12 protein-coding genes and 1 riboswitch are annotated in these 14,156 nt (G+C 71.9%); of the genes, 8 read left to right on the top strand and 4 right to left on the bottom strand.

What is annotated here, in order from left to right:
• Positions 1-50 precede the first annotated feature (50 nt).
• The gene (locus tag AC0VYL_RS20290; protein WP_475455083.1) at positions 51-1,022 is read left to right on the top strand and encodes a glycerophosphodiester phosphodiesterase; all 972 of its coding nucleotides are present in this window, start codon (positions 51-53) and stop codon (positions 1,020-1,022) included.
• Positions 1,023-1,166: 144 nt separating this feature from the next.
• Positions 1,167-2,402: an alanine racemase gene (locus AC0VYL_RS20285; protein ID WP_475455081.1), complete on the top strand. Its 1,236-nt coding sequence runs from the start codon at positions 1,167-1,169 to the stop codon at positions 2,400-2,402.
• A gap of 57 nt (positions 2,403-2,459) precedes the next feature.
• Here AC0VYL_RS20285 and AC0VYL_RS20280 read toward each other — a convergent pair whose 3' ends face one another.
• A complete protein-coding gene (locus AC0VYL_RS20280) occupies positions 2,460-4,097 on the bottom strand; it encodes a beta-N-acetylhexosaminidase (protein ID WP_475455079.1) in 1,638 nt (545 codons plus the stop codon).
• A gap of 435 nt (positions 4,098-4,532) precedes the next feature.
• On the opposite strand from AC0VYL_RS20280, the gene AC0VYL_RS20275 reads away from it, so the two are divergent.
• The 3 genes from AC0VYL_RS20275 (at position 4,533) to AC0VYL_RS20265 (ending at position 7,124) form a co-directional block, all read left to right on the top strand.
• Positions 4,533-5,438 carry a DMT family transporter gene (locus AC0VYL_RS20275; RefSeq protein ID WP_475455077.1) on the top strand — a complete coding sequence of 302 codons (906 nt, stop codon included), beginning with the start codon at positions 4,533-4,535 and terminating at the stop codon, positions 5,436-5,438.
• A 16-nt stretch (positions 5,439-5,454) separates the two neighbouring features.
• The gene (locus AC0VYL_RS20270; protein WP_475481145.1) at positions 5,455-6,684 is read left to right on the top strand and encodes a glycosyltransferase; all 1,230 of its coding nucleotides are present in this window, start codon (positions 5,455-5,457) and stop codon (positions 6,682-6,684) included.
• 110 nt (positions 6,685-6,794) lie between these two features.
• Positions 6,795-7,124: a hypothetical protein gene (locus AC0VYL_RS20265; RefSeq protein WP_475455073.1), complete on the top strand. Its 330-nt coding sequence runs from the start codon at positions 6,795-6,797 to the stop codon at positions 7,122-7,124.
• 108 nt (positions 7,125-7,232) lie between these two features.
• Here the strand turns inward: AC0VYL_RS20265 and AC0VYL_RS20260 are convergent, their stop codons facing one another.
• Complete coding sequence (locus tag AC0VYL_RS20260; RefSeq protein ID WP_475455071.1) at positions 7,233-8,183, bottom strand: LysR family transcriptional regulator; 951 nt, start codon at positions 8,181-8,183, stop codon at positions 7,233-7,235.
• Positions 8,184-8,330: 147 nt separating this feature from the next.
• Between AC0VYL_RS20260 and AC0VYL_RS20255 the strand changes: the two genes are divergently transcribed.
• Positions 8,331-9,677, top strand: a complete 1,347-nt coding sequence (locus AC0VYL_RS20255; protein WP_475481144.1) for a pyridoxal phosphate-dependent aminotransferase — start codon at positions 8,331-8,333, stop codon at positions 9,675-9,677.
• A gap of 127 nt (positions 9,678-9,804) precedes the next feature.
• On the opposite strand, the gene AC0VYL_RS20250 is transcribed toward AC0VYL_RS20255, so the two are convergent.
• On the bottom strand, positions 9,805-10,989 hold the full coding sequence (locus AC0VYL_RS20250) for a glycosyltransferase family 4 protein (RefSeq protein ID WP_475481143.1): 1,185 nt from the start codon (positions 10,987-10,989) through the stop codon (positions 9,805-9,807).
• A 225-nt stretch (positions 10,990-11,214) separates the two neighbouring features.
• Here AC0VYL_RS20250 and AC0VYL_RS20245 point away from each other — a divergent pair, with 225 nt between their 5' ends.
• A complete protein-coding gene (locus tag AC0VYL_RS20245; protein WP_475481142.1) occupies positions 11,215-11,481 on the top strand; it encodes a DUF6457 domain-containing protein in 267 nt (88 codons plus the stop codon).
• A 224-nt stretch (positions 11,482-11,705) separates the two neighbouring features.
• Positions 11,706-13,124, top strand: coding sequence for an alanine/glycine:cation symporter family protein (locus AC0VYL_RS20240; protein WP_475455063.1), 1,419 nt, complete (start codon positions 11,706-11,708; stop codon positions 13,122-13,124).
• Positions 13,125-13,212: 88 nt separating this feature from the next.
• On the opposite strand, the gene thiD is transcribed toward AC0VYL_RS20240, so the two are convergent.
• Positions 13,213-14,016, bottom strand: coding sequence for a bifunctional hydroxymethylpyrimidine kinase/phosphomethylpyrimidine kinase (thiD, locus tag AC0VYL_RS20235; protein ID WP_475481141.1), 804 nt, complete (start codon positions 14,014-14,016; stop codon positions 13,213-13,215).
• A riboswitch (TPP riboswitch) is annotated at positions 14,005-14,105 on the bottom strand. (Overlaps the previous gene by 12 nt.)
• Between the last annotated feature and the right edge of the window lie 51 nt (positions 14,106-14,156).

Genomic DNA, 14,156 nt, shown 5'->3' with positions numbered 1-14,156 from the left:
GAGGCCCGGTGCACCAGCGCATCGGATTCGTAGTCGGAGCCGTATCACTCATGTTGGCCCTGGGATCGAGCCCCGTGCTCGCCGTCCCCGCCACCGCGTCCGCGGAGGCGGTGACGGTCACCAAGGCCGCGACGGCGCAGCGGGTGACCCCCGGCGCCAGTGTTCTTCCGTCCCAGCAGTCGTCACAGAACCGCCCCCTCATCGCCGTCGCCCACCGGGGCGCATCCGGACACGCGCCCGAGAACACCCTCGCGGCGATCGACGAGGCACACCGCCTCGGCGCGGAGACCGTGGAGGTGGACGTCCAGCTCACCTCGGACGACCAGCTGATCCTCATGCACGACACCCGGCTCGACCGCACCACGAACGTCGCCGAGGTCTTCCCGGGCCGCGCGCCCTACGACGTCGGTGACTTCACGCTGGCGGAGATCCGCCGTCTCGACGCCGGTTCGTCCTTCGACGACGCGTTCGCCGGTGAACCCGTTCCGCTCCTCAGCCAGGCCCTGAACCGCCTGAAGAGGCACAGGATGAACCTCCTCCTGGAGGTCAAGGAGCCGTCCCTGTACCCGGGCATCGAGAACCGGATCGCGGACGAACTGGCCCGGCATCCCTACTGGCTGATGCCCAACGGGCCCGACCAGCCCCACCGGCTCGTGGTGCAGAGCTTCGACTGGGAGTCCACGGAGCGCTCGAAGGAGATCCTGCCCGCGCTGCCGCACGCGCTGCTCGGCAAGGTCCCGGAGTCGCGGATCGCCGAGTTCGACTGGGCGCACATGATCAACCCGAACCACACCACGATCGACGCCGCCTACGTCGACCGCGTGCACGACGCGGGCCTGGACATCATGCCCTACACGATCAACGACACCCAGGTGATGGGGCGGGTCCTGGAGATGGGCGTGGACGGCTTCATCACGGACTACCCGGACCGCGGCCAGCAGGCCATCGAGGAGTTCCTCAACGCCTCGGCCTCCGCCAGGGAGCCCGAGGCGGAGCCGGTCGGGGCGCCCGCGGGCGACTGACCCGTACCGACGGACGGACCCGCCCGGCACGCCGGGCGGGTCCCGCCGTGTCCGTACGCGCGAAGCCCACCCGGCGGCGGGTGCCCCGGCACCCCCCGATGGGATGATCGGTGCGAAGACACCCGAACAGGAAGCGGAGGTCACGTGAGCGACCGGCTGTGCATCCCCCAGGAACACGTCGACTGGCGCACCAAGGGCCTGTGGTGGCCGGGCGAGCCCGTCACCCTGGCCGAGTTCGCCGCGCGCGGGGACCACCTGTTCGACGGCCCCTTCACCTGGCCGCTCATGGTGCTCCGCGCCTCCGCGCTGGACCGCAACATCGCCGCGCTGGCCGAGTTCACGCGCGGCCACGGACTCCTGTTCGCCCCCCACGGCAAGACCGCGATGTCCCCCGTGCTCACCCAGCGCCAGCTCGACGCGGGCGCCTGGGGGATCACCGCCGCCACCGCCAACCAGGTCCTGGACTTCCGCCGGTTCGGGGTGGACCGGATCCTGCTGGCCAACGAGCTCCTGGACCCCCGGGTCCTGCGCTGGGCGGCGGCCGAGCAGGACGCCGACCCCGACTTCGCGTTCCTCTTCTACGTGGACTCGCCCGAAGGGGTCGCGGTGGCCTCGGGGGCGGCGGATGAAGCCGACCGCCCCCTCCGGGTGATGGTGGAGCGCGGTACGCCGGGAGGCCGGACGGGCTGCCGCACGCGGGAGGCGGTGCTGGCGGTCGCGCGGGAGGTCGTGCGCGCCCCGGGCCTGGAGCTGGCCGGAGTGGCCGGGTACGAGGGGTCGCTCAGCGACGCGGAGGGGGTCCGGGGCTTCCTGGGCGACCTCCTCGGGGACGCCGCCGCCCTGGCGTCCGAACACGGGCTGGAGCGTCCGGTGCTCTCCGTGGGCGGCAGCGCGTGGTTCGACGTGGTCGCCGAGGAGATCGGCGGCCGAGAGGACGTCGCACCGATCCTGCGCAGCGGGGCCTACGTCGCACACGACGACGGCCTGTACCGGCGGACCACGCCGTACAACCGGCTGCCCGAGGGAGGCGACGCCCTGTCCGGGGCCCTGGAGCTGTGGGCGCAGGTCACCTCCACCCCGGAGGAGGGGCGGGCGATCGCCGGGATGGGCCGCCGCGAGGCCAACTTCGACCAGGGCTTCCCCGTCCCGCGCGTCCTGCGAGGGCGTGACGGCTCGGTGGTCCCGGCCGAGGGGGTCGAGGTCACCGACCTCAACGACCACCACGCCTACCTCGACGTGCCCGAAGGGCTGGGGGTGCGCCCCGGCGACCTGGTCTCCTTCGGTGTCTCCCACCCCTGCACGGCCTTCGACCGCTGGCAGGTCATCCCGGTGGTGGACGACGGGTACCGCGTGGTCGACGCGATCGCCACCTACTTCTGAACCCGTGGACGGCCGTCGGGGCCGGTCCCGCGCGGGACCGGCCCCGACGGGGGGCGACTACGCTCCGGCGTGGCCCTGCTCCGGGGCCTCCTGGCCGGGCTGGTAGCCCCAGCCGTACAGGCCCGGCCGGGTGTGCCAGGCGCGCGGGCCGTCGAGGGGCCGGTACTCCACACCCGCCGCGTCGAGCCTGCGCAGGTGGTGCCGCAGGCGCGGCTCGAACTCGGTGAAGTCGCGCTCCCCCTCGGTCCACACCTTCTCCGCGAAGGCGGTCAGACGCGGGAAGACCATGTAGTCGAGCCTGCGGGCGTTGTCGATGTGCTCGCTCCAGAGGTTGACCTGGCCGCCGAGGACGTGCCGGGCCTCCTCCTCGGTGAGGTCGGCGGGAACCGGCTCGCCCGCGTACACGTCCTCCACGCGGAGCAGCGTGCCGACCGGAACCGGCTCGTCCGGCCGCTCGGACTGCTTGTAGTCCAGGTAGGACGTGGCGGTGGGGGCCATGATCACGTCGTGCCCGGCGCGGGCCGCCGCGATGCCGCCCTCCTCGCCGCGCCACGACATCACCGTCGCGCCCGACGCGAGGCCGCCCTCCAGGATCTCGTCCCAGCCGAGCAGGCGGCGGCCGCGCTTGGTGAGGTGGTCGTCGAGCTGGCGGATGAACCAGCTCTGGAGCTCGTCCTCGTCGGCCAGACCCTCGTCCCTGATCCGCTTCTGGGCGGAGGCGCTGTTCTTCCACTGGGTCTTGGGGACCTCGTCCCCGCCCACGTGGACGTAGGTGCTGGGGAAGAGCTCGATGATCTCGTCGAAGACGTTCTTGTAGAACTCCAGGACGTCGTCGGTGACCGCGAGGATCTCCTCGAAGACGCCCCACTGGGTGCCCACCGGGATCTCCCCGACCTCACCGAGCTCGGGGTAGGCGTGGATGGCCGCCTGGGAGTGGCCGGGGACGTCGATCTCCGGGACCACCGCCACGTGCCGGGCGTCCGCGTAGGCGACGATCTCGCGAATGTCGTCCTGGGTGAGGAAACCGCCGTGCGGGCGGTTGTCGAACGTCGCGGGCTTGGTGGCGCCCAGCTGGCTCTCGGTGCGCCAGGAGGCGACCTCGGTCAGCTTCGGGTAGCGGCGGATCTCGACCCGCCAGCCCTGGTCGTCGGTCAGGTGCAGGTGCAGCACGTTGAGCTTGTGCAGCGCGAGCAGGTCGATGAAGCGCAGGATCTCGCGCTTGGGCTGGAAGTGGCGGGCGATGTCGAGCATCGCGCCGCGCCACTGGAAGCGCGGGGCGTCGGTGATGCTCACCGCGGGCAGGCGCCACTCGGCGCCGCCCAGGGGGCTGGTGCGGTAGGCGTCGGCGGGCAGCAGCTGGCGCAGGGTCTGCACCCCGTAGAACACGCCGGCGGGTTCGTTGCCCACCACGATCGCGCCCTCGGAGTCGATGATCAGGCGGTAGCCCTCCCGGCCGAGTCCCGCTCCCGGGTCGACGCTCAGCCGGATCTGGGCGTCCTCCTCGTCGCCGGTGGCCAGGGGCAGGCCGGTGGCCGCGCCGAGCTCGCGCTGGAGCCAGGCGAGCGTGCCCTGGGCCTCGTGGTCCGCGGACACGCGGGTGGCGGAGGTGAGGGTGAGTCCGCCGGAACCGTCGGTGGTCAGCTCCCGGGGCCGGGGAAGCAGGGAAAGGGGATCGGGGTGGGGATTCTCAGGCACGCGGCACTGCTCCTGTCCGGTCTAGACCAATACCCGGACATAGTGTCACGTCCGGCTACGGCGGCACAGGGGCCCGGGGCAATCGGTCCGGGCGGGCTCCGCCATTCGGGGCCACCCAATACCCACTCTTGACCCGCGAAGACTCTTAACCCTCCGGCTTTTGCGGGAGACGTAGGGGAGAAGGGCCCGGAGCGGTCGGTGCCGAAACCGGGGGCGAACGCCGACACGCTCACGGGTGTGTGCCCGTCCCCGCGAGGTGGGGACGACACTACGAGAAAGACGGGGGGTGGCGTTATCGCCGGAGCACGCCGTCCCTCCGTACTGTGTGGCCCGTACCCGTTTGCGGGCGGTCGCGGGTGAGTACCGAGTGGCGGGGGTTGCGGTGATGCGCGGAGCACCGGAGACGGGTTCGGCCACGACGGGGTGGTGCGCCTGATGCCGTTGCACGTACTCATGGCCGTGGCGGGGGCCTTCGCCTTGGCCCTGGGCTCGGCCCTCCAGGAACGCGACGCGGTACGCGCCCCCGGGCAGAAGGTCGCACCGGCGGGCTTCCTCCTGCACCTGCTGCGCCAGCCCCGCTGGCTCCTCGGTACCGGGGCGGCCGTGCTGGGGGCCTGCCTCCACCTGCTCGCCCTGAGCGGGGCGCCGCTCACCATCATCCAGCCGATCGGCGTCACCGGGCTGCTGTTCGCGATCGTGCTGTCCGCCGTGTTCAACCGCCAGCGGGTCCGCGTCTCGCAGATCCTCGCGGGGATCGCGGTGATGGTCGGGCTGGTCGGCGTCCTGATGACCTTCCCGCACGGTACCGAGCAGCCGGTCATGTCCACCGAGACGGCGCTGTGGCTGTCCGGCGGGATGATCGCCGCGGGCAGCCTGGTCTACGTGTCCGCCCGCTGGCTGCCCAGCGGCGTGCGGGCCCTCCTGCTCGCCGCGGCGGGCGGCGCGGCGCTCGGCACCACCTCGGGTCTGGCCCGGGTGATCACCGCGAACGCGGTGGTGGACCCGGTCAACCTCTTCAGCTGGCTCACCCTCATGGCCGGGGTCACCGCGGTCTTCGGCGCCCTCCTGCTCCAGAACGCCTACCGGACCGGCCACTTCGCCGCCGCCTACGCGACCCTGCTGATCGCCGACCCGGTGGTCGGCGTGGGCATCGGCGCCCTCCTTCTCGGTGAGGGGGCACCGGACACCCCGCTGGAACAGGTCGGGGCGTCGCTCTTCGCCCTGCTGGCCTTCGCGGGCACCGTCACCCTGGCCCGGTCCCGGCACCGCAACCCCGAGGCGGACGGGGGCGCGGCGGGTGACGCCGGGACCTCCGCCTCCTCCAGTAGCCGCACTCGTTGAAACAGGGAGTTCCCAGATGGCACAGCCCAACCGTCCACTGCGCGTCCTGATCGCCTCGGACACCTATCCGCCCGACGTCAACGGTGCCGGCTACTTCACGTTCCGCCTGGCCGAGGGGCTGGCCGAACGCGGGCACCGGGTGCACGTCGTGTGCCCCTCAGAGCGGGGCGAACCCCACGTCACGGTCAACGGGAACGTCACCGAGCACCGACTGCGCTCGGCCCTGATCCCCCTCCAGGCCGAGATGCGGGCGGCCGTCCCCCTTGGGATGGGCGGGCACATCGCCCGGATCGTGCGGCGGCTGGACCCCGACGTCGTCCATGTGCAGAGCCACTTCCCCCTCAGCCGTGCGGCCCTGCGCCGGGGCAGGGCGGAGGGCGTGCCCGTCGTCCTGACCAACCACTTCATGCCGGACAACCTGTACGCGCACGCCCGCGTGCCGCGTCCGATGCAGCGCGCGGCGGGCTCCCTGGCCTGGCGGGACATGGTCCGGGTGGCCGGGGAGGCCGACCACGTGACGACCCCGACCCCGCGCGCGGCCGAGCTCCTGAGGGAGCGGGGGTTCGCCCGGGAGATCGAGGCGATCTCCTGCGGGATCGACCTCGACCGCTTCCACCCCCGGGCCGGGGACCGCGCGGCGGCCAGGGGCAGGTTCGGCCTGCCCGAACGGGACACCGTGGCCTTCGTGGGGCGGCTGGACGAGGAGAAGCGGATCGACGACACGATCCGCGCGCTGGCGATGACCGTCCCCGAGCGGGACGCGCAGCTGGTGCTGGCCGGAACCGGGCAGTGTGAGGCGGAGCTGCGCGCGCTCGCCGCCCGGCTGGGCGTGGCCGACCGGGTGTTCTTCCTGGGTTTCGTGCCGGACGAGGACCTGCCGATGGTCTACGCGGCGGCGGACGTCTTCGCCATCGCGAGCGTGGCGGAGCTCCAGAGCATCGCCACCCTGGAGGCGATGTCCACGGGGCTGCCCGTGGTCGCGGCCGACGCGATGGCGCTGCCGCACCTGGTGGAGGAGGGGCGCAACGGCTTCCTGTTCCCTCCGGGGAACCACGTGCACCTGGCCGACCGCCTGCTGTCGGTGCTCGGTTCGGAGCGGCGGCGCGAGGAGCTCGGGCGGGCGAGCCGGGAGATCGCCCAGGGGCACGACCACCACCGGTCGTTGGAGCGGTTCGAGGCGGTCTACACGCGGCTTCGCGGGCGCGGCCCGGGGCGCCCGGAGTCCGAGCGGGCCATGGTGGCGTAGAGCGGGAACCGTGTCCAGGGGTGCCATCCCAAAAAGTCCACTTTGAACACTTTCTGCATTCTTTGCGTAGCGATCGGTGATCTTGGGCCGCCACAGGAAAGACCAGAACTGTGTGGTTCGAAGGCATCAGCGGACAGGCCGGCGTCAGCCGGATCGCCAGGGGTGGAAACGTCACCGAGGGACTCACGGATCGGCTGGTCAGTGCCGAGCGTGAGGCCGGTTTCCACGAGCGCGACATGTCGTCGTTCGAACGAGAACGCATCGACCTGGAGCACCGGGTGACCCGGATGGAGGCCGAGCTGGACTCCCTGCGCAAAAGAAGACTGGAAGCCTACGCGCGCTGGTGGAACGCCCGCGACGACCGCGACCGTGCTCGCCACGTCTGTCGCAAGCTCCGCCGCAGGATCGACAAGGCGCGCCGACGGAGCAACGACCCGTGACCGGTACCCGAACAGGCCACCGGGAGCGCCCGAGAGAACACCGAACACGGCCCGTCCCCTGAGGGGGCGGGCCGTGTGCGCGCCCGCGGGGACCGCGTCCCCGCGCCGTCACCGGGGTCCCTGGACACGTGGGGAGACCGGGCTGAGCTCCCGTTCCACACTGCGGGCGGCGTCCCGGAGCGCCGACAGGGTCACCTGCACGGCCGGTCGCCGCAGCGAGGCCGGACGCAGCACCGCGTACACGTGCCGCTCCGGTGACGAGGGGAACTTCCGGTACACCAGGCCCGCCGGGGCGCCCACCATGGCCAGCGCCGGGACCGCCGCGATCCCGATGCCCCGCGAGACCAGGCTGAGGATCGTGCCCAGCCCCTCGAACTCCCACGTCGCCGCGGGCAACCCGCCCACCTCGGCGAACAGCTTCTCCGTGCCGTGGCGGGAACGCTCGCCCTCCGGCGCCACGATCCACGACTCGCCCAGCATCTGGTCCAGCACCAGCGGGACCTCCGGGTCGGCCAGCCGGTGGCCCTCCGGTACCGCAAGCACCATCGGGTCCCGCAGCAGGTGCACGTGGCGCAGGCCGCTGTCCGGCCCCCGGCCCGGGTGCTGCCCGGTCCAGTCGTCGACCAGGGCGATGTCCACCTCGCGGGAGCGCACCTTCTGGGTGCCGGTGGCCAGCAGGGTCTGCCTCAGGACCAGCTGCATGCCCTCGTAGCCGCGCAGCGGCGGCGCCAGCAGCGGCGCGAAGGCCACGGCGGCGGTCGGGAAGGCCGTCACCGTCACCACGCCCAGGGCGATGTTCGACTGTTCGGCCAGCACGGACTCGGCCGCCTCGACCAGGGCCAGGATCTCCTCGGCCTGGTTCACCAGCAGCTGTCCGGCGTCGGTCAGTTCGGCGCCGCGCGGGGACCGGTCCAGCAGCGCCACCCCCGTCTCGCGTTCGAGGGTGGCGAGCTGCTGGGAGACCGCCGAAGGCGTGTATCCCAGGGCGTGCGCGGTCGCGGCGATGGTCCCCCGGGTACTGAACTCGCGGAGGAGCTGGAGTCGTCGAAGGTCAAGCATTAGGTCATCTTATGCTCAGCATCGAAAAGACTCGCTTGTACTGATGGCGTGATCTGGGCAGGCTGTGGTGTGAGAGGCCACCAGCTGGACGAGAGCCCAGCTCAACCGGTGGTCAGCGCCTAACGACAAGCCGGAGATGAGTCATCCATGACCGTCACTGTGTCCGCCACCCTCGCCGTGAACGAAGCCCTCAACGACAAGCGCCGCCAAGGGGTGCGCGTGCTTCCGCTCGGGTTCGGTGAGGCCGGTCTGCCGGTGCACCCGGTCATGCGGGACCAGCTCACGGCGAGCAACGCGGCCAACTCCTACGGGCCCGTGGCCGGTTCCAGCGACCTGCGCGAGGCCGCCGCCGGGTACTGGAACCGCCGGGGGCTGCCCACCGACCCCGACCTGGTCATCGCGGGCCCGGGCAGCAAGCCCCTGCTCTACAGCCTGCTCCTGGAGATCGGCGGGGACACCGCCATCGCCGCGCCCAGCTGGGTCAGCTACGCCGCGCAGAGCCGCCTCGTGGGGCAGCGCCCGGTGATGGTGCCGACCGCCACCGGCCAGGGCGGGGTACCGCAGCCCGACCTGCTGCACGCCGCCGTCACCGCCGCCCGTGAACAGGGGCGCACCGTCAACGCGGTGATCGTCACCGTTCCGGACAACCCGACCGGCACCGTCGCGGAGGCGGAGACCGTGCGCCGCCTGGCCGAGGTCGCCCGCGAGCTCGACCTGGTGATCATCTCCGACGAGATCTACCGGGACCTCGTCCACGTGGACGAGCACGGCCGGGAGCGCGCCGAGGTCCACAGCCCGGCCGAGTACGCACCCGAGCGCACCGTCATCTCCACCGGGCTCAGCAAGAACCTGGCCCTCGGCGGCTGGCGGATCGGGGTCCTGCGCCTGCCCGACTCCGAGATCGGCCACCGTCTGCGCGGCGGCCTGCTGGGTGTGGCCAGCGAGATCTGGTCCAGCCCGGCCGCTCCCGTCCAGCAGGCGGCCGCGCACGCCTTCGGTGAGCCGGTCGAGCTGCGTGACCACGTGGACCGCAGCCGCCGACTGCACGGCATCGTGGCCCGCGCCGTCACCGACGTCTTCACCGGGGCCGGCGCCCTCGTCGCGCCCCCGACGGCGGCCTTCTACCTCTACCCGGACTTCGAGCCGGTCCGCGAGCGGCTGTCCGCCCTGCACGGAGTGACCACCGGCCCGGAGCTGACCGGGCACCTCCTGGAGCACTTCGGCATGGGGGTGCTGCCCGCCGTCGAGTTCGGTGAGAGCTCCGCCGCCCTGCGGATGCGGGTGGCCACGAGCCTCCTGTACGGGGACTCCGAGGACAAGCGGTACGCGGCGCTGTCCGCCGAGGACCCGCTGGCCCTGCCGTGGATCCGGGCCCACCTGGACCGGCTCACCGAGGTCCTCGGGTCGCTGCTCTCCGACGGCGCGGGCTCCGACGCCCAGTCGCCCAGCGCGGTGATCCCGGCCCCGACGGCGGTCGCGCAGCCGGTCCACTGACCCCGCGCCCGCACCCGGATCGTGCCCGCCTCTCTTATACGGGGTGAGGCGGTCACCACCGACGGGACCCTCCCTCTCTCTCCCAGGGAGGGTCCCGTCACGCTTCCTCGGGTGGGTCCCGGGCCGGTCACGCGCCCCCGGCCGTCACCCGCTCGCGGCGGGCGGCCAGTTCGTGGCTCGGCGCGATCACCGCGCGGTAGTGCTCCACCAGTTCCGCGTTGACCGACCGCCACGTGCGGTGCGCCACCGAGGGCCGGGCCCCGGCCGCCATCCGGGCCCGCACCTCCGCGTTACGCGTCAGACGGCCCACCGCCACCCGCAGCTCACGGATCGAGTCCGGCCCGTACAGCAGGCCGTTGAGCCCGTCGGCCACCAGGTCCACGGGGCCGCCCGCCTCCGGGGCGACCACCGGAACACCCGAGGCCAACGCCTCCTGCACGGCCTGGCAGAAGGTCTCGTCCGCGCCGGTGTGCACGAACACGTCCAGCGACGCGTAGAGCCGCGACAGGTCGGCCCCGGTCCGCTGCCCCGTGAAGACGGCGTCCGGCAGCAGGCGGCGCAGCCGGGCGCGGTCCGGTCCGTCCCCGACCACCACCAGGCGCATCCCCCGCAACCTCGCCAGGTGCCCCAGCAGGTGCACCCGCTTGTCGCGGGACAGGCGGCCCACGTACCCCACGATCACCTCCCCGTTCGGGGCCAGCCGACGACGCAGCTCCGCCGACCGGTGGTCGGGGGAGAAGCGCGCGGTGTCCACGCCCCGGCGCCACAGGTCCAGCCGGGGGAACCCCCGGCCGGTGAGCGCCTCCATGGTGGCCGAGGACGGCACCAGCGTGCGGTCCACCGCGGAGTGGACGCGGTGGAGCAGCGGCCACAGCGCCTCGGAACCGGGCAGGCCGTAACGTCCGGCGAACCCGGGCAGGTCGGTCTGGAACGCCGCCACGGTGGGCAGCGCCCACCTGCGGGCCACGTCCACCGCCGTCGCGCCGAACAGCGCGGGGGAGGCCAGGTGCAGCACGTCGGGCGCGAACGCGCGGATCGCGGCGGTCATGGTCCGCCGGGCGGGCAGGCCCATGGAGAAGTCGCGGTACACGGGCAGGGGCAGCGCGGGCATCCGTACGACCGGGAAGCCCGCGTACGAGGTCGGGCCGTGGCCCGGGGCCAGCACGAGGGCCTGGTGACCCTCGGCCGCCAGGTGCTCGCTGATCCGGCACACGGAGTTGGTGACCCCGTTGACCTGCGGGAGGAAGGACTCGGTCACGATGGCCACGCGCAGGGGCGGCCGGTGGACGGAGGGCGGGGGTGTGGGGGACATGCGGGGCTCCCAACGCCGAGGTGTCACGCCGAGTGGTGGGTGCCTCCGACGCTAGGGTCGGGGAGTGAACCCGGGTCGCCGGGCGGGAGAACCTCGCCCGAAGCGCCGACACGGGTTGGCCGATCAGGTGGTGACGCCGCCCGCACGGTCGACTGACCGACGGGTGACCCCGGCATGGCCGTGATCGCCGAACGTGACCGACAGAACGCCCGAAGGAGCCGTGTGGTGACACTCGTGGAATGGTCCGAACTGGTCCGAGCGGAACTGGACCTGACCGGGACCGACCCCCTCCGGAAACCGGACGTGGACCGCGTGCTCGACCTCGCGCGCGACGCCGCCCACTCCGTGGCCCGCCCGGCCGCCCCCCTCACGACCTACCTCCTCGGTGTGGCCGTGGGGCAGGGGGCGGACCCGGACGCGGCGGCCGCGCTGCTCAGCAGACTCGCCCTGGCGCAGGTCGAGGGGGAGGCCGGGGAAGGTGGCGAGGGGTAGTCCGGCAGACCGGATCCCGGAGTCGGGACACGCGGAGAAGACACGATCGTAAGCCGTAACACGCATTCTGACCTCGCGTGATTTGTTTGTTACGCGTCAGTGCCATTCTTTCCCGATACCGAACAGTGTCCACCGGTTCCAACGTGTTTCCGAGGGTCCTGGTTCCCCCCCATTGCACCGCTGGTGCCCCCTACCCCGCGTAATCACCGAAAGAGAGGTCCTCCGTGGACCACCTCCTAGAGATGGCCGGCGTTCTGTCGGAGATCATCTGGGGACCGTACGTCCTCATTCCCCTGCTGTTCCTGACGGGTGTCTACCTCACCGTCCGGCTGCGCCTCATCCAGCTGTTCCGGCTGCCGCACGCCCTGTGGCTGGCCTTCGTCCGCCGGAAGGAGGACGAGTCGGTCCAGGGCGACATCTCGCACTATCAGGCGCTGAGCACGGCCCTCGCCGCGACGGTCGGCGTCGGCAACATCGCCGGAGCGGCCCTGGCCATCGGTATCGGTGGTCCCGGAGCGCTGTTCTGGATGTGGGTCATGGGCATCTTCGGGATGGCCACCAAGTACAGCGAAGCCCTGATGGGCGTGAAGTTCCGCCGCACCGACGCCAAGGGCGAGCAGAGCGGCGGCCCGATGTACTACCTGAAGTACGGTGTCGGCGGCCGCTTCGGGGCCTTCCTCGGCATCTCCTTCGCGGTCTTCGGCGCCATCGCCGCGTTCGGCATCGGCAACGGCACCCAGGCCAACACGGTCGCCCAGCAGATGAACAGCGTCACCGGTGTGGAGACGTGGATCATCGGGCTGATCCTGATGATCGCCGCGGGCGCCGTCATCCTCGGCGGTATCAAGAGCATCGGGCGCGTCACCTCCGCCCTCGTGCCCGTCATGATCATCGGCTACGTCGGCATCTGCCTGATCGTGCTCGCCGTCAACTGGCAGTCGCTGCTTCCCGCGCTCCAGCTGGTCGTCACCTCCGCGTTCACGGGGACCGCGGCGACCGGTGGCTTCGCCGGAGCCGGAGTCCTGCTCGCCCTCCAACTGGGCTTCGCGCGCGGCATCTTCTCCAACGAGTCCGGTCTGGGCACGGGCGGTATCGCGGCCGCCGCGGCCAAGACCACCCAGCCGGTCCGTCAGGCCATGGTCTCCATGACCCAGACCTTCATCGACACGATCATCGTGGTCAGCATGACCTGCCTGGTCATCATCGTGACCGGGGTGTGGCAGGTGGAGGGGGCCGAGGACGGCTCGCTGCTCACCTCGCAGGCCATGACGGAGGGGCTGGGCGCGATCAGCCCCTCGATGGGGTCGGCCGGTGCCGTGATCGTGGCGCTCTCCGTCACGGTGTTCGCCTTCAGCACCCTGCTGGGCTGGTCCTACTACGGTGAGCGCTGCGTGGAGTTCCTGGGCGGACGCCGCATGGTCCTGCCCTACCGCCTGCTCTTCATCGTCGTCATCTTCGTGGGCTCGGTGGCCAACCTGGACTCGGTGTGGCTCTTCAGCGACATCGCCAACGGTCTGATGGCGCTGCCCAACCTGGTGGGTCTGATCCTGCTGTCCGGGCTGATCAGCTCGGAGACGCGCAAGTTCTTCAGCCACAAGGACTGGCGGAACCCGGACGTGATCATGGAGGACGTCAGCAAGTAGTGCCCGCTCGGCCGGGGACCTCCCCCGGCCGACGAGAGGGGGGACCGGCCGCCGTGGCCGGTCCCCCCTTCTGTCTGGCGTCGTCCGGTCACCACCAGGCGTGGAAGTGGTGCACCGGTCCCTGGCCGCCGCCCGCGTCGATCTCGTCGGCGCGGCGCAGGGCCTCGGTGAGGTAGGCCTTGGCGTCGGCCACGGCGGCCACGGTGTCCGCTCGCTGGGGGAGCAGCGCGGCGATCGAGGAGGAGAGCGTGCAGCCGGTGCCGTGGGTGTTGCGGGTGGCCACCCGCCCGGCGCGGAACTCGACCGGCTCCGCGACCCCGTCGACCAGCAGGTCGACACTCTCCTCACCAGGCAGGTGCCCGCCCTTGAGCAGGACGCGGCGCGGACCGAGTTCGAGGAGGCGTTCGGCCTGCCCCCGCATCTCCTTGAGGCTGGTGGCCTCGGTCTCGCCGAGCAGGTCGGCGGCCTCGGGAAGGTTGGGGGTGAGCAGGTCGGCGCGCGGCAGCAGGACGGAGCGCAGCGCCTCGATCGCGGACCGCTCCAGGAGGCGGTCCCCGCTCTTGGCGACCATCACCGGGTCCACGACCACGTTCGGCAGCCCGTAGCGGTCCACGGCGGACGCGACGGCCTCGGTGACCTCGGACGTGGACAGCATCCCCACCTTGACCGCGTGCACGGTCGCGTCGGTGAACAGGGTGTCCATCTGGTCGGTGACGAAGGACGCGGGGACACCGTGGACCCCGGTGACCCCGCGTGTGGACTGGGCGGTCAACGCCGTCACCACGGTCATCCCGAAGACTCCGTGGGCGGAGAACGACTTCAGGTCGGCCTGGACGCCGGCGCCCCCGCTGGGGTCGCTTCCGGCGATGGACACGACGTTGTACGCGCTCATTGGCGTTCCTTCGCTAGTACGAACTAGGGCAGGTTCGACGGGTGTGCTCTCAGCCGGGAGGAGTCTCTCCGGCACCCCGCGCCGCCGGGGCCTCGCGGCCCCGGCATCAGTGTTGGTTTGTGGTGGTTCCGACTGTAGTG

It is taken from the genome of Nocardiopsis sp. iso_238, from assembly GCF_056173325.1.
The sequence above is the reverse complement of the archived record's forward strand: the minus strand, read 5'-3'. Positions and strand labels throughout refer to the sequence as shown.